The sequence below is a fragment of the Aromatoleum buckelii genome (assembly GCF_012910785.2).
GTDB lineage: Bacteria > Pseudomonadota > Gammaproteobacteria > Burkholderiales > Rhodocyclaceae > Aromatoleum > Aromatoleum buckelii.
On record NZ_WTVH02000010.1, the window covers coordinates 469896 to 487746 of the forward strand.

Sequence of the window (17851 nt, forward strand, 5' to 3'; positions counted from 1 at the left end):
GTCAGGCTTCGAAGGCCGGCACGTTGCCTGCGGTTTCGCGCCGTTCGACGGCTTTCAGCACCAGCAGCAGCACGACGCCGACGACCATCGCCGCGGCGGCGAGGTACAGTCCCGCGGCGTAGCCGCCGAGCGAGGCCGCGAGCCAGCCGGTCAGCGCGGGGGCCGCGATCTGCGCGATGCCGTACGAGACGGTCATCTTGCCCATCATTTTTGCCGGTCGCGTCGGGTAGTAGCGGCCGGCCATTGTCAGCACGAGGCTGACCATGCCGATGAACGTGCCGCCGAACAGCAGCGCGCCGGCGAGCGCCGCGGCGAGGCCGCCGGCAAGCGGCAGCAGGATGCCGCCGATCTGCAGCACCGCCGCGAGGATCAGCGCATTGAGATCCCCGGTGCGGCGCGCGACGAAGTCCCAGACGATGCACGCCGGCGCCGCGGCGACGCCGATCGCGAGGAACACCAGCGTGCCGCGCCCGGCGAGTCCCGGCAACTGGTCGACGATCGCGACGATGAAGGTCGCGCTGACGACGTAGCCGATTCCCGCGCAGAAGTACGAGACCATGAAAAGGCGCATGAACAGCGGCGTCGGCGGCCGGTCGGCCATGACTTCGCCGGTTTTCGTCACCGCGCTGCGATCGGGCGGCGGCAGCCAGCGCAGCGCCGGCACCAGGAGCACGCAGCCGAACGCGGTGAACGCGAACCACTGCTCGCGCCAGTCGAGCCACGAACTCATCAGCGCGACCGCTGCCGCGCACCCGGCAATGCCGAGGCCGATCCCGGCGAAGTGGATGCCGAGTTCGCTGCGGTGGTTGTGACGGATCAGCCAGTTGAGGATCAGCCCGGTGCCGAACAGCATGCCCGCGGCACTGCTCAGCCCGGCGATGAAGCGCGACACCGCCCACACGGTGGAGTCCGTCGTCAGGCCCATCATCGCGGTGCTCAGGACTGCAACGACCATCCCGATCCGGTACAGGCGGTCCTTGAGCACGAGATCGCTGATCATCGCCGCGAGCACCGCGCCGGAGAGATAACCGGCGTAGTTGATGGCCGCCAGCCAGCCGGCTTCGGCAATCCCGAGCCCCGCCTGCTGCTGCATCAGCGGCAGCAGCGGGGTATACGCGAAACGCGCGACACCCAGCACGAGAATCAGGCTGAAGATGCCTGCGCTCAAAATCTTGATGCGTTCTTTCTGTTCGTTCATCAGAGGCTCGTCAATTCTTCCGATCGGACACGATAGACAGGATAATCTATCGAAACAAACGATTTGTTCTGAACGAAAAATTCTCTTTTGGAGATGGGTGATGGAACTCGTCGCGCTGCGGACTTTCCAGGCGGTCGTCGAAGAGGGCGGCATCCTTGCCGCGTCGCGCAAGCTCAACACCGTGCAGTCGAATGTCACGAGCCGCATCCGCCGGCTCGAGGAAGAGCTGGGAACGGAACTCTTTTTCCGCAAGGGGCGCGGGATCGAGCTCGCGCCGTCCGGGCGGGTGCTGCTCGAATATGCGCGCCGGATGCTGCTGCTCGAACGCCAGACGACCGCAGCGATGCGGCAGGTCGGCGAGAGTGCAGGGGAATTGCGCATCGGCACGATGGAGACTTTCGCCGCGCTGCACCTGCCCGCAGCGCTGAAGGCCGTGCGCGCCGCGCATCCGGCGCTGGAACTGCGGGTGCAGGCGGACACCAGTGCCGCGCTGACCGAGAAGGTGCTCGACCACAAGCTCGACTGCGCATTCGTGGCCGGGCCGGTGAAGCACCCCGATCTTCAGTTCGAAGAACTTGTCGTCGAGGAACTCGTGCAGGTGTGCGCCGACGGCGCGGGCCCCCAAGCGCTGCCGCTGATCATTTTCCGTGAAGGCTGCGCGTACCGCGCCCGGGCGCTTGCTTGGCAGCGTGCTAGCGGGCAGGCGTGCGCCGACGTGATGGAGTTCGGCACGCTCGAAGGAATCCTCGGCTGCGTGTCGGTCGGGCTCGGCTGGACGCTGATGCCACGGCGCGTCGTCGAACGCTCGCCGCTTGCCGCCGAACTCGTCGTCGAGGCGTTGCCGGCGGACGTCGGCCGTGTGCCGACCGGGATGGTCCGCCTGCGCGATGCGCGACCGATAGCAGCATTGAAGACGCTTGCCGACGCGGTGACGACCGGCGCGTGATGAGCGTCGCCGGGTTCCGGCGAGGCACCGGGAAGCGGGGAGTCAGGCGCCGCCAGCGGTCGCGTGCGCATTTACGGCCTGTACGGCTCGGGTGCTCAGGCTGTCGACGGCGGCGCGTCGGGTTGTCTTGCCGGCGCGGCGCGACAGAATGCGTCGAGCTGCCCGCACGCCGCGTCGACCGCGAGAAGGTTCGGGTACGGTGACAGATCGACGTTGAATCGCCGCGCGCTCTCCACCTGCGGGATCAGATAGACGTCGGCGAGCGTCGGCGCGTTGCCGAAGCAGAACTCCCCGCGCGACTTGTCGGCCGCGAGCAGCGCTTCGAGCGCGTCGAAACCGGCCTTGATCCACGTGCCGCACCACGCGAGCACTGCCGCCTCGTCGCAGCCGAGAGTCTTCCGCAGGTATTCCAAGATGCGGCGGTTGTTGATCGGGTGGATGTCGCAGCCGACGATCGCGGCGAGCGCGCGCACGCGGGCGCGATCCTCGGCGCTGGCGGGCAGCAGCGCCGGCGTCGGGTAGCGTTCCTCGAGCCACTCGATGATCGCCGGCGACTGGATCAGCGTCAGGTCGCCCTCAGGGGACTCCGACACGAGCGCCGGCACCAGCGCCTGCGGATTCACCGCCCTGAAGGCGGCGTCAAGGTGTTCCTCGCTGCGCAGGTCGACCGCGACGTATTCGTAGTCGAGCCCTTTGAGGTTCAGCGCGATGCGCAGACGATGCGACGTGCCGCTGCGGAAGAAGTTGTAGAGCTGCATCGCTCGCTCCCTCATGCCGCCGCGGCGAGGCAGTTGTCGACGTTCCAGCCGTACAGCCACTCCATCGCGTCGTAGAAGCGCTCCGGCGTGCGGCCTTTCCACAGGTCGTTCCTGACGAGGCGCTCGACGCCCTTGGCGTGGTAGATGCGGCCCATTTCGCGCGACGACAACACGATGCGCGCGGTGCGCGCGACGCGCGAACGCTGGTAGAGATCGAAAGCCCGGACAAAGTCGTTGTCATGGACGCGCAGCGCTTCGCCGAGCGTCACGGCGTCTTCGAGCGCCATGCACGCGCCCTGCGCCATGTATTGCGTCGTCGGGTGCGCCGCATCGCCGAGCAGCGTCACGCGGCCGAACGACCACTGGCCGATCGGCTCGCGGTCGGCAGTCGCCCAGCGCTTCCAGCTCTTCGGCAGGTCGATCAGCTGGCGCGCTTTCGAGCAGATGCCCTGGAAGTAGCTCTGCACCTCTTCGCGGCTGCCTTCGGTGACGCCCCATTCTTCCTGCTGGCGGCTGTGGAACGTCACGACGACGTTGTACTGCTCGCCGCCGCGCAGCGGGTAATGCACGAGGTGGCAGTTTGGCCCGACCCAGATGCTCGCGGCGTTCCACTGCAGGTTTTCGGGGAAATCCTTCTTGTCGATCACCGCCCGGTAGACGACGTGGCCGGTGACGCGCGGCGGGTCATTGACGTACTGCGCGCGCACCGCCGACTTGACGCCGTCGGCGCCGATCAGCGCGATGCCGCGGTGCGCGTTGCCATGCTGGTCGAACACCGTCACGCCGTGCTCGTCCTGCTCGACACGCTCGGCGCGGGTCGACGTCAGAAACTCGACGCGCCCGGTTTCCTGCGCGCCTTCGAGCAGCGACAGGTGCACATCGACGCGATGGATGACGGCGTAAGGGTTGCCGAAGCGCTTGCGGAACGCTTCCCCGGTGGGGATGCGGCCGACGAGGCTCTCGTCGAGCGCGTCGTGCATCACCATCTCGTCCGTATAGACCGCGCGGGCGCGCGCTTTGTCGCCGACGCCCAGCGCGTCGAACGCGTGGAAAGCGTTCGGGCCGAGCTGGATGCCGGCGCCGATTTCGCCGATCTCGGCCGCCCGCTCCAGCACCTTGACCGAAAAACCCTGGCGCACGAGCGCCAGTGCCGCGGCCAAGCCGCCAATGCCGCCGCCGGCGACGATTACGGGAAGTGTCTCGCTCATGTCCGTCTCCTCTGTGTCGATGCGCGGGCCGTTCTCTGCGGTCCGCAGGTTCCGGCCCGGCTGTTCGCGGTCGGAAGCAGTTCTCGGGTGTCTCTCTTTGTCTTATTCCGGCTGACCGATCACGAGGTTGATCTCGCCGATGTCGTCGATCCGCCCGGTGAGCCGGTCGCCGGGATTGACGGCGCCGACGCCTTCGGGCGTGCCGGTGTAGATCAGGTCGCCCGGCTGCAGATGATAGAACTGCGACAGGTCGGCGATGATCTCGGGGATGCTCCAGATCAGCAGCGACACGTCCGACGACTGCTTCGTCTGGCCATTGACGGCGAGGGTCAGCGCCCCCTGCGACACGACGCCGAGTTCGCTTTTCGGCACGATCTCTGACGCGACCGACGACTGCTCGACATCCTTGCCCAGATCCCACGGCCGGCCGGCTTCGCGCGCGACGAGCTGCAGGTCGCGACGCGTCATGTCGAGGCCGCAGGCGTAGCCGTAGATGAGCTTTTCCGCATCGGCTTCGGCGACGCGAAAACCCGGTGCGCCGATCGCGACGACGAGCTCCATCTCGTAGTGGAAATTCTTTGTCCCGGGGGGATACGCGACGGTCGCGCCGGATTCGGTCAGCGTCGAAGGCGCCTTGGTGAAATAGAACGGCCGCGAAGTTGCCTTGTCCACGGGATTCCCCATCTCGACCGAATGGGCGTAATAGTTGCGACCGACGAAAAACAGGCGGTTGATCGGGAACCGGGCATTGCTGCCGCACACCGGCAGCGAGCGGACCGGTGGCGGGGTGAAGACGTATTCGGCTTGGCTCATCGTGATCTCTCCAGTGGCAGGCGTATCAGGCACGGACTTCGTAGAGTCCGAGCTTGCGGTGCAGCGGGGACTCGTCGGCGATGAAGATGAACGCCGGTTCGGTCGTCGAGCGGTTCTTCAGCGTGACGCGCGCGAACCCGGGGACGCAGCATGTGTCGGCCTCGGCGAGCGTGAACGCGGTGTCGTCGGCGGAAACGAGCGCACCACCTTCGATGACGTGGAACACCATCGCGGGGGAGCGGGCCGGCAGCGCGAGCGTCTCGCCCGGGCGCAGCATCAGCGCCGAGAAACCGAGGATATTCTGACAGCTGCTGCCGTCTTCGGGATTCACGTAGGCGACTTGCACCGCGTCGCTGCCGGGACGGTCGGCGGCGAGTGCTTCGAGCGCTGCGCGCACGTCGACCCACGGGTAGCGCAGCATCGGATAGGCTGACGTGTCGCGGGTGAACACCGGGCTCGGCACGACGCCGCCGCGCAGGTATTCGCGGTCGCCGCGGCGCGGGATGACGTCCTGCTTCTCGCCTTCGACCGCGTACGACGCTTCCATGTAGTAGACCAGCGGCAGGTCGAGCACGTCGAGCCACACGACCGCTTCGTCGCCGTCATGGCCATGCTCGTGCCACAGCCCGGTCGGAGTCAGGATCAGGTCACCGCGCTGCATCGGGCATTTTTCGCCATTGACCGTCGTGTAGGCGCCGGTTCCCTCGACGATCATGCGCACCGCGTTCGGCGTGTGCCGGTGCGGGGGTGCCCATTCGCCCGGCAGCAGCAACTGCATGCCGAGGTACATGCTCGAACTCGCCTGCATCTTCTCGAGGCCGTGGCCGGGGTTCGCGAGCACGAGGACGCGGCGCTCGGCCTTCTCGATCGGCGTCAGCTCGCCGGCCTGCATCAGCAGCGGTCGCAGGCTCTTGTACGACCACATCGTCGCGCGAGTGCGGGGGCCGGGCTGGCCGAGCGGCAGGACCGCGCGCAAGCTCGGCCACAGCGGCACGAGATTCTGCGCGCTCAACGCCTGCCGGTAATCGAGCGGCAGATCTTCAAGGGTTCCGAGTTCCGACATGGCTGCACTCCTCCTTTGGGTATTGATTTTCGATCAATTCTTTTGATCTAAATCAACAAAATTGTTATCGATGGGCGAAATGTACTGAACAGCAGACATTCAATCCATTCGTTGCATCGAATGCCCTTTATTCGAAAACAGAATAGAGTGAAGCGATGGAAACTCTCGAAATCCGCCAGTTGAGCGTCTTCGACGAAATCTACAAGACGCGCAGCGTCAGCCGCGCAGCCGAGAATCTCGGGCTCGGCCAGCCGGCAGTGAGCATCGCGCTCGGCAAGCTGCGCGAGCATTTCGGCGATCCGCTGTTCGTGCGCACGTCGGGGGGCATGGAGCCGACGCCGCTCGGCGAGGAACTGGCCGAGCCGATTCGGGTTGCCGTTGCGGCGGTCGCGGCCGCATCGGGCCGTCGCGCCGAGTTCGATCCGACGCGGGCGCGCCGCACGTTCCGCATCGCGATGACCGACATCAGCCAGCTCGTGCTGCTGCCCCGACTGTGGGAGCGGCTGCGCACCGTCGCACCGGGCATCCATATCGACATCGCGAATCTCTCGGCGAACACCGCCGGCATGCTCGAATCGGGCGAGGTCGACGTCGCGCTCGGCTTCATGCCGCAGCTCGAAGCCGGCTTCTACCAGCAGGCGCTGTTCCGGCAGCACTACGTGTGCATGGCGAGCGCGACGCACCCGCGGATTCGCGGCGGCCTGACGCTCGCGCGGTTCGAAGCCGAAGAGCATGCCGTCGTCAGCACTTCCGGCACCGGCCACCTGATCATCGACCGCGAGATCGCGCGCCAGGACATCAAGCGTCGCGTCGTGCTGCGCATCCCGAGCTTCGTCGGCATCGCCTACGTCGTCGAGCGCACCGCGCTGCTCGTGACGATCCCGCAGCGTCTGGGCGAACTGCTCGCCGACGAGGAGCGGCTGCGCGTGTACCCAGTGCCTTTCCCGCTGCCCGAATACGCCGTCAAGCAGCACTGGCACGAGCGCTACAACAACGATCCGGGCAACCGCTGGCTGCGCGCGCTGATCCAGGAGCTGTTATCGACGTCGCTCGCGCCGTGAGAAAACGGGGGGCGGGGTCACGATTCTCGCGGCCGCAGCTCGCTCACAAGCGCTGGATTTCCCCGCTCCGCGTGCTTGAATTGAATTGCCTTTTGATGCGCGACCCGAACGCATTCACTCGCGCGTTGCATTGCACCCTTCAGGGTCGGGTAGGCGCGAAAGGCGAGAGGGCCGGGAGCTCATTTTCGGCAGGCGGTCGGCACGGAGCCGAGCGCGGTCGAACAGTTCCGATGATCGTCCCCGCCCCTGCAACAGCCAGTCATAGTGAGGCAGATCATGCGCAGCCTTAAATTCGTTACGATGTTATCGGCATTCATTCTGAGCGGGCTCGTCACGCCTGCGGCGATGGCAGCGGAGGCCGGGACCGAGGGCCTCATTTCCATTGTCCCGTCGGAAATCAAATGGGCCGATGCGCCATCGGTCGGTCCCGGCGCGAAAATCGCGGTGCTGGAAGGCGACCTGAAGCAGGCCGTTCCGATCACTTTCCGCCTGAAGCTCCCGCCCAACTTCACGATTCCACTGCACACGCACCCGTTGCTCGAACGAGTCACGGTGCTCTCCGGCACCTTCCATCTGGGTGTCGGGGAGACGGTCGACAAAGCGAAAGCCAGAGCCTATCCGCCTGGCAGTGTGACGATGATTCCGGCGGGCATGCCGATGTTTGCATATACGAGCGCCGAGGAGACAATCCTCCAGATTCACGGCACGGGTCCGTGGGGCATCTCTTACCTCGACTCCGGTGCGGCAGGGAAGAAGTGAATTTTCCGACCGGCCGGACGCGAGTCCAGCGCGCCTCCGGATATGAAAAAGCCGTTGAACCTTGCGGCTCAACGGCTTTCGAAAACGTGGTGGTGATGGGCGGAATCGAACCGCCGACCTATGGGTTATGAATCCATCGCTCTAACCGTCTGAGCTACATCACCACGCGAGCCTGCTAATATATAGGTTTGAGAAACGAGGCGTCAAGACGCGCTGATGAAGAAACTCTACATCCGCACCTTCGGGTGCCAGATGAACGAGTACGATTCCGACAAAATGGCGGACGTGCTCGGCGCCAGCGAAGAGCTGGTGAAGACCGACAACCCGGAAGAGGCGGACGTAATCCTTTTCAACACCTGCTCGGTGCGCGAGAAGGCGCAGGAGCGGGTGTTCCACGACCTCGGTCGCGTCAAGCATCTGAAACAATCGAACCCGAACCTGATCATCGGCGTCGGCGGTTGCGTCGCGAGCCAGGAAGGCGATGCGATCGTTGCGCGTGCGCCGTACGTGGACGTCGTGTTCGGCCCGCAGACGCTGCACCGTCTGCCGCAGCTGATTGCCGAACGGCGCAACAGCGGGCGGTCGCAGGTCGATATCTCGTTCCCGGAGATCGAGAAGTTCGACAACATGCCGCCGGCGCGCGTCGAAGGCGCGAGCGCTTTCGTGTCGATCATGGAAGGCTGTTCGAAGTACTGCACGTTCTGCGTGGTGCCCTACACGCGCGGCGAGGAAGTGTCGCGGCCGCTCGACGACGTGCTCGCCGAAGTCGCGGGACTCGCCGGGCAGGGCGTCAGGGAAGTCACGCTGCTCGGCCAGAACGTCAACGCGTGGCGCGGCGAGATCACGCGCGACGGCGGCGAGCAGGGCGATTTCGCGTTCCTGCTCGAATGCGTCGCCGAGATCCCCGGCATCGAGCGCCTGCGGTTCACGACCTCGCACCCGCGCGAAATGACGCAGGGAGTGTTCGACGCGTACGCGAAGATCCCGAAGCTCGTCAGCCACCTGCATCTGCCAGTGCAGTCCGGATCGGACCGCATCCTCGCGGCGATGAAGCGCGGCTATTCGGTGCTGGAGTTCAAGTCGGTCGTGCGCAAGCTGCGCGCGGCGCGCCCGGACCTGTCGCTGTCGTCCGACTTCATCGTCGGCTTCCCCGGCGAGACCGAGGAGGATTTCGAGAAGACGATGAAGCTCATCGACGAAGTCGGTTTCGATGCGTCGTTCAGCTTCGTCTATAGCCCGCGGCCCGGCACCCCCGCGTCGGATCTCGCAGACCCGGTGCCGCAGCAAACCAAGCTGCGCTGGCTCGCGCGGTTGCAAAAGCGCATCGACGAGCAGGCGCAGGCGATCAGCCAGGCGATGGTCGGTCGGGTCGAGCGCGCGCTCGTCGAAGGACTGTCGCGCAAGGATGCGAGTGAACTGGCGGCGCGCACCGGCAACAATCGCGTCGTCAATTTCGTCGGCAATCCGCGCCTCATCGGGCAGTTCGTCGACCTGACGATCACTGCCGCTCTGCCGCACAGCCTGCGCGGCGAAATCGTCACAACGGAGAGTTGAATGGGGCGTCCGACGGAAGTGGTCCTCGAGCCGGTCGACAACGAGCGGCTTGCCAACCTGTGCGGCGCGCTCGACGAGAACCTGCGCCAGATCGAAACGGCGTACGACGTGACGATCGCCCGTCGCGGCGAATGTTTCACGCTACAGGGCAGTGCCGCGCAGATGCAGCTCGCGGCGAAGGCGCTCAGCGAGTTCTACGAGCAGGCCGACGAGCACCTGTCGGTCGACGACATCCAGCTCGGGCTGATCGAGCTCGCGAACCGCCGCCAGTCCGACCAGCCGGCGCCGGCGCTCCTGACGCGCAAGACCGAACTGCACGGGCGCACGCCGCGCCAGATCGACTACCTGCGCAACATCCAGGCGCACGACATCACGTTCGGCATCGGCCCGGCCGGCACCGGCAAGACGTACCTCGCGGTCGCGAGCGCCGTCGACGCGTTCGAGCGCCAGCTCGTCGAGCGCATCATCCTGACGCGCCCTGCAGTCGAGGCGGGCGAACGGCTCGGCTTCCTGCCCGGCGACCTCGCGCAGAAAGTCGACCCGTACCTGCGGCCGCTGTACGACGCGCTGTACGACCTGATGGGCTTCGATCGCGTCGCCAAGCTGTTCGAGCGCGGCAGCATCGAGATCGCGCCGCTCGCGTTCATGCGCGGGCGCACGCTGAATCACGCCTTCATCATCCTCGACGAGGCACAGAACACCACGCCCGAGCAGATGAAGATGTTCCTGACGCGCATCGGCATCGGCGCGAAGGCGGTCGTCACCGGTGACCTGACGCAGGTAGACCTGCCGCGCGGCAACCGCAGCGGGCTGCTCGAGGCGCGTGAAGTGCTCGCTACGGTGCGCGGCATCGCCTTCACCGAGTTCCAGAAGGAAGACGTCGTGCGCCATCCGCTCGTTGCGCGCATTGTCGAGGCTTACGATAACCAGACCGCGCGCGACGCCCAGGCTGCGCTCGCCCGCAAGTCGTGAGCGTGGACACCGAGACTGCGCCGCCTCGCCTCGCGCTGACGGTGCAACGGGCGATCGGGGCCGAGAACCGCGCCCGTTCGCCGGCCAGCGTGCTCGTTCGGCGCTGGGCGCTCGCCGCGCTGCGCGGCGACGCCGAACTGACCGTGCGCCTCGTCGGCGAAGCCGAAGGGCGACGCCTCAACCGGGACTATCGCGGCAAGGATTACGCCACCAACGTGCTGACGTTCGTCTACGACGAAGGCGAGCGGCTGGCCGGCGACCTGGTGCTGTGCGTTCCCGTCGTCGCGCGCGAGGCGGCCGAGCAGGGCAAGCCGCTCGAAGCCCATTTCGCGCACCTGATCGTGCACGGCATGCTCCACCTGCAGGGGTTCGACCACGAAGCGCCCGACGAGGCCGAGGAAATGGAAGGCATCGAAACCCGCGTGCTCGCGACGCTCGGCTACCCGAACCCTTACGCCTGAGGCGTGCCATCCTTACGCCTAAGCGTGCCTTCTAAACGAAACCGACTTCATGGACAGTCTCCCCGGGAAACCCCTTTCATTGCTTGAACGGCTTTCGGCGCTGCTGTCGCGCGAGCCCGAAGATCGCGGCGAACTCATGGCGCTGCTGCACTCGGCGTTCGAGCGCAACCTGCTCGATGCCGACGCGCTTTCGATCATCGAAGGCACGCTGCAGATGTCCGACCTGCAGGTCAGCGACGTGATGGTTCCGCGTTCTCAGATGGAGGTGATCGGGGTCGACGACCCGATGGACAAGATCGCCAGCTTCGTCATCGAGACCGGCCATTCGCGCTTCCCCACCGTCGGCGAAAGCAAGGACGACGTCGTCGGCATCTTTCTCGCGAAGGACCTGCTGCGTTATTTCGTCGGGCAGGAATTCGAGTTGCGCGACGCGTTGCGACCGGCGGTGTTCGTGCCGGAGACCAAGCGCCTGAACGTGCTGCTGCGCGACTTCCGCGTCAGCCGCAACCACATGGCGATCGTCGTCGACGAGTACGGCGGTGTCGCGGGGCTCGTGACGATCGAGGACGTGCTCGAGCAGATCGTCGGGGAAATCGAGGACGAATACGACAGCGACTTCGCCGGCGACAACATCCGGCTCATGCAGGACGGGCGTTACCGGGTCAAGGCGACGACCGAGATCGCCGACTTCAACACCGCTTTCGCGACGAATTTCAGCGACGCCGACGTCGACACGATCGGCGGCCTGGTGATCCGCGCGCTCGGCCGGTTGCCGCAGCGTGGCGACACCGTGATCCTCGGAGACATGAAGGTCCAGGTGCTGCGCGCTGACAGTCGACGGGTATATACGCTGCTCGTCGAACACGCGGTGCCGGTCGCCGACGCGAGACAGGCGTGATGCGCGGGCTTCGCACGAAACGCGCAGTGGCTGAGCGCTGATGGTCCGGATCGTGGTGCTCGCCGCGCTGGCAGGCGGCGCATCGGTGTTCGCGTTTGCGCCGTTCGGGATTTTTCCGCTGGCTTTCGCGAGCCTGGCGGTGCTCGCCGGCTCCCTGCAGCGCATGCCAGGCGCTCGCGGCGGTTTCGTCGGGGGATTCGCGTGGGGATTCGGCGCCTTTCTCGCCGGCGTGTCGTGGCTCTATGTCGCGCTCCATCGTTACGGCGGCATGCCGATGCCGCTGGCAGGGTTTGCGATCGCGCTGTTCTGCGCCTATCTCGCGCTCTTTCCCGCGCTGGTCGGGGGACTGTTCGTGCGCTGGCGGCGCGGCGGCCCTTTCCGGCAGGCCGCGCTGTTCGCGGGCCTGTGGGTTGGCGCCGAAGTGCTGCGCGGCTGGCTGTTCACCGGCTTCCCGTGGCTGGCGATCGGCTATTCGCAGACTCCGCCGAGCCCGCTCGCCGGGTTCGCTCCGTTGATCGGCGTGTATGGCGTCGGCGGACTGCTCGCCTTTGCCGCCGCGCTCGCCGCCGTGACGCCTTGGCGGCGCCTACGTGGGGCGGCCGCGGCCGGGCTCGCGATCGTCGGCCTCGGCGTCACGGGCTTCGGCCTCGCACAGGTCGCCTGGACCCGACCCGTGGGCGAGCCCCTCGAGGTCGCGCTGATCCAGACGAACATCGAGCAGGGGCTGAAGTGGCGCCCCGAACGTCTCGCCGACTGGCTGCAGACCAACGCCCGGCTCGCCCGCGAGCATGCGGCCGATCTCGTCGTGCTGCCTGAAACGACGTTGCCGCTGCTGGCCGACCGCCTGCCGGAGAGCTATTTGGACGAGCTCGCGCGCGACGTCCGGGCCGCCGGCGGCAATCTCGTGCTTGGCGTCTTCCTGCGCGATGCGCAGGGCGGCATCTACAACGCGGCGCTGAGCCTCGGCGCCTCCCCGAGCCAGACCTACGCGAAGCGTCACCTCGTGCCGTTCGGCGAATATTCGCCGCCGCTGTTCGGCTGGTTCTACGACCTCGTCGACATTCCGATGTCGGACCAGACGCGCGGCGCGCCGGACCAGGCGCCGATGAAGCTCGGAGAGCAGCGTGTCGCTGTCAACGTGTGCTACGAGGACCTGTTCGGTCGCGAGCTGATCCGCAGCCTGCCGGACGCGACGCTGATGCTGAACATCTCGAACCTCGCGTGGTACGGCGATTCGTTCGCACAGCCGCAGCACCTGCAGATCGCCCGCATGCGGGCACTCGAAACCGGTCGGCCGATGCTGCGCTCGACGAACACCGGCATGACCGCGGTGGTCCGGCCCGATGGCAGCGTTTCGGGCGTGCTCCCGCCGTTCACGCAAGGGGCGCTGCGCGTCGCGGTGCAGGGCCACGAAGGGCTGACGCCGTATGCGCGCTGGGGCGACCGCGCGGCGATGCTGCTGGCGCTCGTCGCGGCAGGTGCGGGCGTCGCCGGGGCGCGGCGGCAAACGGCCGGCAGGCTGAAAACGGTGTCCGGCTAGGTTGTCCGGCAACAATTCCCGCGCGAGCGCGAGACTAAACGTCGCCCCTGCCGGCGAATGCCAGTAAAATCCGCTTCTTTGCGTTCGCAGCGCGGCCCGCGTGCCGCCTCCCCAGCCGTCCGAGACCATGTCCCCGCACAAACCCACGTTCCAGCAAGTCATCCTGACGCTCCAGCAGTACTGGGGCGAGCGCGGCTGCGTGCTGCTGCAGCCGTACGACCTCGAAGTCGGCGCCGGCACTTCGCATACCGCGACTTTTCTGCGCGCGATCGGCCCGGAGCCGTGGAACGCCGCGTACGTGCAGCCGTCGCGCCGGCCCAAGGATGGCCGCTACGGCGAGAACCCGAACCGGCTGCAGCATTACTACCAGTTCCAGGTCGTGCTGAAGCCGTCGCCGCTCGATATCCAGGAGCTGTATCTCGACTCGCTGCGCGCGCTCGGTATCGATACCAACGCGCACGACATCCGCTTCGTCGAGGACGACTGGGAGAACCCGACGCTCGGCGCGTGGGGGCTCGGCTGGGAAGTGTGGCTCGACGGCATGGAAGTGACGCAATTCACGTATTTCCAGCAGGTCGGCGGGCTCGACTGCAAGCCGGTGCTGGGCGAGATCACGTACGGCCTCGAGCGGCTCGCGATGTACCTGCAAGGCGTCGAGAACGTCTATGACCTCGTCTGGGCGGTGTATCCGGACGGCTCGAAAGTGACTTACGGCGACGTTTTCCACCAGAACGAAGTCGAGCAGTCGACGTACAACTTCGAGCATTCGAACGTCGACTTTCTCTTTTCGCTGTTCGGCAACTACGAGGCCGAGGCGAAGCGCCTGATGGAAGCGGGCCTCGCGCTGCCGGCTTACGAGATGGTGCTGAAAGCCGCGCACAGCTTCAACATGCTCGACGCGCGCGGCGCGATCTCGGTCACCGAACGGGCGGCATATATCGGCCGCATCCGCAACCTGTCGCGCGCCGTCGCGCAAGCCTATTTCGCCTCCCGCGAGAGTCTGGGTTTCCCGATGCTGAATCAGAATCCTTCGCAGGAGGCCGCGTGATGACCACCGCGACCCTGCTCGTCGAACTCCTGACCGAAGAGCTGCCGCCGAAGGCGCTGCCGCGTCTGGGCGAGACGTTCGCCGCGCGCATCCACGAGGGGCTGAAGGCCTGCGGTCTCGTCGCGGAAGACCGGCCGTTCCGCTGGTTCGCCGCGCCCCGCCGGCTCGCGATCACGGTGCCGGGCGTGCGCGCCACTGCGCCGGCTCGCGAAGTCACCGAAAAGATCATGCCGGTGCAGGTCGCGCTCGACGCCGAAAGCCGGCCGACGCCGGCGCTGCTGAAGAAGCTCCAGGCGAAAGGCATCGCGCCGGAAGCGGTCGCGAGCTTCGAGCGACGCGTCGACGGCAAAGCCGAAGCGCTGTTCTATACGCGCCTCGAACCGGGTGCCGCGCTCGACGACGTGCTCGCGGCGATCGTCCAGGAGGCCGTGAAGGCGCTGCCGATTCCGAAGCTGATGCGCTGGGGCGCGGGCGACGCGCAGTTCGTCCGGCCGGTGCACAAGCTCGCGATGCTGCACGGCGCGCGCGTTGTGCCGGGCCGCGTGCTCGATCTCGACGCCGGCCGCGCGACGATGGGGCACCGTTTCATGAGCCGCGGCGAGATCGAGCTTGCGACTGCAGAAGCGTACGAACCGACGCTGCTCGCCGAAGGGAAGGTGATCCCGGACTTCGCCGAACGTCGCGCCGACATCGAGCGCCAGCTCGTCGCGACCGCGCAGGCGCAGCACGCGAGCCTCGGCGAATATGCAGACCTCCTCGACGAAGTCGCCGCACTGGTCGAGCACCCGACGGTCTACGTCGGCGAGTTCGAGGCCGAGTTCCTCGCCGTGCCGCAGGAATGCCTGATCCTGACGATGCGCGCGAACCAGAAGTACTTCCCGCTGCTCGACGCCGCCGGCCGGCTCCTGAACCGCTTTCTGATCGTTTCGAACATGCGTCTCGCCGACCCGTCGAACATCGTCGCCGGCAACCAGCGCGTCGTGCGCCCGCGCCTGTCGGATGCGCGCTTCTTCTTCGAGCAGGACCGCAAGCACACGCTCGACAGCCGCCTGCCCCGGCTGGCGCCGGTCGTCTACCACAACAAGCTCGGCAGTCAGCTCGAGCGCGTCGAACGTCTCGAACGCCTCGCCGGGCGGATCGCGAGTCGGTTGCACGGCGACGTCGCTGCCGCCTCGCGCGCGGCGCGTCTCGCCAAAGCGGATCTCGTCACCGACATGGTTGGGGAGTTTCCCGAGCTGCAGGGCATCATGGGGCGCTATTACGCGCTCAACGACGGCGAAGGCGAAGTCGTCGCCGATGCCGTTCAGTCGCACTACCAGCCGCGCTTCGCCGGCGATACGTTGCCCGCAAGCAACACCGCGTGCGCGGTCGCGCTCGCCGACAAGCTCGATGCGCTGGTCGGTTTCTTCGGCATCGGCCAGCTGCCGACCGGCGACAAGGACCCGTTCGGGCTGCGCCGCGCGGCGCTCGGCGTGCTGCGCATCCTCATCGAGACGCCGCTGCCACTCGACCTCGCGGCACTGGTCGGCGACGCGGCGGAAGGCTTCGGGCCGGGTCTGCTGACCGCCGCGGATTTCGAGTCGCAATTGCTGGACTTCATGTTCGAGCGCCTGAAGAACCTGCTGCGCGACGCGGGCCACGCCGTGGACGTCGTCGACGCAGTGCTCGCGCTGCGCCCGACGCGCATCGACCTCGTCCCGGCAAAACTCGACGCGGTGCGCGTGTTCCGCGGACTGCCGGAAGCCGAGGCGCTCGCCGCGGCGAACAAGCGGATCGTCAATATCCTGAAAAAAGCCGAGGACGAACTGTCGGAACCGGACGTCGCGCTGCTGCAGGAAGAGGCCGAGAAGGCGCTGTTCCATGCTGTCGTCGAAGTCGCGCCGTTGGTGCGGTCGCACGTCGCGAACGAGGATTACACCGATGCGCTATGCGCACTTGCCGGCCTGCGCGCAGCGGTCGACGCCTTCTTCGACGACGTCATGGTGATGGTCGAGGAGCCGCTCACGCGCCAGAGCCGCCTCGCGCTGCTGCGCCAGCTCGCAGGCCTCATGAACCAGGTCGCGGACCTGTCGCGGCTGTCTGCGTAAAGGCGCCCCACTGCGATGAAACTGATCATCCTCGACCGCGACGGCGTCATCAACTACGACTCCGAGCAGTTCATCAAGTCGCCCGACGAGTGGAAGCCGATCCCGGGTTCGCTCGAGGCGATCGCCCGGCTCAACCAGTGGGGCTGGCGAGTCATCGTCGCGTCGAACCAGTCGGGCATCGGCCGCGGACTGTTCGGCATGGACACCCTCAACGCGATCAACGAAAAAATGGTCAGGAGCCTGGCGCAGGTCGGCGGCCGGCTCGACGCGATCTTCTTCTGCCCGCATGCGGCGAATTCCACGTGCAACTGCCGCAAACCGAAGCCCGGCCTGTTCTTGCAGATCGCCGAGCGCTTCAACGTCACGCTGGCCGGCGTGCCGTCAGTCGGCGACAGCCTGCGTGACCTGCAGGCCGGCGTGGAAGTCGGTTGCAAGCCCTACCTCGTGCTGACAGGCAAGGGCCTCAAGACGCGCGACGATCCGGCGCTGCCGGAAGGAACACTGATCTATCCCGATCTCGCCACGGTCGTCGCCGACCTCACCGCCTGAAGAAAACCGTGATCGTCCTGCGCTCCCTGTTGTTCGCGATCGTCCTCGCGATCGTCACCCCGCCTTACGCGATCTTCGGAATGCTGACGTTTCCGCTTCCGCCGCATGTGCGCCATCGCATCATCACCTCGTGGGCGCCGCTCGTGATGTGGTTCGTGCGGCATCTGCTCGGCATCCGCTACCGCGTGCTCGGGCGCGACAACATTCCTGCTCGACCGTCGGTAATCTTGGCGAAGCACCAGTCGGCGTGGGAAACGATGGCGCTGCAGGTGATCTTCCCGCCGCTGTGTTTCGTGCTCAAGCGCGAGTTGCTGAAAGTGCCGTTCTTCGGCTGGGGGCTCGCGCAGATTCCGGGAATCGCGATCGACCGGGCGGCTGGCAAGGACGCGCTGACGCAAGTCGTCGAGCAGGGGCGGGCGCGCCTGGCAGAAGGCTTCTGGGTCGTCGTATTCCCCGAGGGGACGCGGGTCGCGCCAGGCACGACGCGGCGCTACAAGCCGGGCGGGGCGTGGCTCGCGCAGAAAGCGGGCGTGCCGGTGGTGCCGGTGGCCCACAACGCCGGCGAGTTCTGGCGGCGCAACGCATTCCTGAAATATCCCGGCGAGATCATCGTCAGCATCGGGCCGGCGATCGGACCCGAAGGGCTCGACGCGAACGAAGTCAACGCCCGGGCCCAGCTTTGGATCGAGGCGGAGATGCATCGCCTGTTCGCGCATCACTACACGTCCGGCGCAAAACGCGGCGGCGAGCCGGGCAGCGGCGTCGTCGCGGCAGCACCGCCGGGCTCGGGCGAGAGCTGAGCGCTCTTCCTCCAGCGTCCGCTTCGACACGTCCTATCCGCTCTCCCGACAGCCGTCAGTCGGGCACGAATTCCGTCCGGCAGCCTGCCCATTGTCAGGCCCGGTCGCAACGATCTCATTGAATCAACTCGGGAGG

At 66.6% G+C, this 17851-nt stretch carries 17 protein-coding genes and 1 tRNA gene; 12 read left to right on the forward strand and 6 right to left on the reverse strand.

The window, feature by feature from the left end; genetic code table 11:
• Window position 1: 1 nt before the first annotated feature.
• Window positions 2-1198, reverse strand: coding sequence for a YbfB/YjiJ family MFS transporter (locus GO608_RS12860; protein WP_169198044.1), 1197 nt, complete (start codon window positions 1196-1198; stop codon window positions 2-4).
• Between the two features lie 100 nt (window positions 1199-1298).
• On the opposite strand from GO608_RS12860, the gene GO608_RS12865 reads away from it, so the two are divergent.
• A complete protein-coding gene (locus GO608_RS12865; RefSeq protein WP_169198045.1) occupies window positions 1299-2144 on the forward strand; it encodes a LysR family transcriptional regulator in 846 nt (281 codons plus the stop codon).
• A 95-nt stretch (window positions 2145-2239) separates the two neighbouring features.
• Here GO608_RS12865 and maiA read toward each other — a convergent pair whose 3' ends face one another.
• The 4 genes from maiA to GO608_RS12885 form a co-directional block, all read right to left on the reverse strand.
• Complete coding sequence (gene maiA / locus GO608_RS12870; RefSeq protein ID WP_169198046.1) at window positions 2240-2902, reverse strand: maleylacetoacetate isomerase; 663 nt, start codon at window positions 2900-2902, stop codon at window positions 2240-2242.
• An 11-nt stretch (window positions 2903-2913) separates the two neighbouring features.
• Window positions 2914-4110, reverse strand: coding sequence for a 3-hydroxybenzoate 6-monooxygenase (locus GO608_RS12875; RefSeq protein ID WP_169198047.1), 1197 nt, complete (start codon window positions 4108-4110; stop codon window positions 2914-2916).
• A 102-nt stretch (window positions 4111-4212) separates the two neighbouring features.
• Window positions 4213-4923 carry a fumarylacetoacetate hydrolase family protein gene (locus GO608_RS12880; RefSeq protein WP_169198048.1) on the reverse strand — a complete coding sequence of 237 codons (711 nt, stop codon included), beginning with the start codon at window positions 4921-4923 and terminating at the stop codon, window positions 4213-4215.
• Between the two features lie 25 nt (window positions 4924-4948).
• On the reverse strand, window positions 4949-5986 hold the full coding sequence (locus GO608_RS12885; RefSeq protein WP_169198049.1) for a cupin domain-containing protein: 1038 nt from the start codon (window positions 5984-5986) through the stop codon (window positions 4949-4951).
• Window positions 5987-6141: 155 nt separating this feature from the next.
• Between GO608_RS12885 and GO608_RS12890 the strand changes: the two genes are divergently transcribed.
• Both GO608_RS12890 and GO608_RS12895 read left to right on the forward strand, forming a co-directional pair.
• Window positions 6142-7047, forward strand: a complete 906-nt coding sequence (locus GO608_RS12890; RefSeq protein ID WP_169198050.1) for a LysR family transcriptional regulator — start codon at window positions 6142-6144, stop codon at window positions 7045-7047.
• 276 nt (window positions 7048-7323) lie between these two features.
• Window positions 7324-7806, forward strand: a complete 483-nt coding sequence (locus tag GO608_RS12895; RefSeq protein WP_169198051.1) for a cupin domain-containing protein — start codon at window positions 7324-7326, stop codon at window positions 7804-7806.
• 87 nt (window positions 7807-7893) lie between these two features.
• Here the strand turns inward: GO608_RS12895 and GO608_RS12900 are convergent.
• A tRNA-Met gene (locus GO608_RS12900) sits at window positions 7894-7970 on the reverse strand.
• 52 nt (window positions 7971-8022) lie between these two features.
• Between GO608_RS12900 and miaB the strand changes: the two genes are divergently transcribed.
• The 9 genes from miaB (at window position 8023) to GO608_RS12945 (ending at window position 17715) form a co-directional block, all read left to right on the forward strand.
• Window positions 8023-9360, forward strand: a complete 1338-nt coding sequence (miaB, locus tag GO608_RS12905) for a tRNA (N6-isopentenyl adenosine(37)-C2)-methylthiotransferase MiaB (protein WP_169198052.1) — start codon at window positions 8023-8025, stop codon at window positions 9358-9360.
• Window positions 9361-10332 carry a PhoH family protein gene (locus GO608_RS12910; RefSeq protein ID WP_169198053.1) on the forward strand — a complete coding sequence of 324 codons (972 nt, stop codon included), beginning with the start codon at window positions 9361-9363 and terminating at the stop codon, window positions 10330-10332. It abuts the gene before it with no gap.
• Between the two features lie 2 nt (window positions 10333-10334).
• Window positions 10335-10793, forward strand: coding sequence for an rRNA maturation RNase YbeY (gene ybeY, locus GO608_RS12915; RefSeq protein ID WP_247003116.1), 459 nt, complete (start codon window positions 10335-10337; stop codon window positions 10791-10793).
• Window positions 10794-10842: 49 nt separating this feature from the next.
• On the forward strand, window positions 10843-11691 hold the full coding sequence (locus GO608_RS12920) for a CorC family transporter (RefSeq protein ID WP_211159323.1): 849 nt from the start codon (window positions 10843-10845) through the stop codon (window positions 11689-11691).
• Window positions 11692-11731: 40 nt separating this feature from the next.
• The gene (gene lnt, locus GO608_RS12925; RefSeq protein WP_169198055.1) at window positions 11732-13231 is read left to right on the forward strand and encodes an apolipoprotein N-acyltransferase; all 1500 of its coding nucleotides are present in this window, start codon (window positions 11732-11734) and stop codon (window positions 13229-13231) included.
• Between the two features lie 127 nt (window positions 13232-13358).
• Window positions 13359-14279 (forward strand): glycine--tRNA ligase subunit alpha, encoded by a 921-nt coding sequence (glyQ, locus tag GO608_RS12930; RefSeq protein WP_169198056.1) that lies wholly within the window; start codon window positions 13359-13361, stop codon window positions 14277-14279.
• Window positions 14279-16366, forward strand: coding sequence for a glycine--tRNA ligase subunit beta (gene glyS, locus GO608_RS12935; protein ID WP_169198057.1), 2088 nt, complete (start codon window positions 14279-14281; stop codon window positions 16364-16366). The genes glyQ and glyS overlap by 1 nt, the downstream gene beginning before the upstream one ends.
• A gap of 15 nt (window positions 16367-16381) precedes the next feature.
• Window positions 16382-16915, forward strand: a complete 534-nt coding sequence (gmhB, locus tag GO608_RS12940; protein ID WP_169198058.1) for a D-glycero-beta-D-manno-heptose 1,7-bisphosphate 7-phosphatase — start codon at window positions 16382-16384, stop codon at window positions 16913-16915.
• An 8-nt stretch (window positions 16916-16923) separates the two neighbouring features.
• Entirely contained in the window at window positions 16924-17715 is a 792-nt protein-coding gene (locus tag GO608_RS12945; protein ID WP_169198059.1) for a lysophospholipid acyltransferase family protein, read from the forward strand.
• Window positions 17716-17851 lie beyond the last annotated feature (136 nt).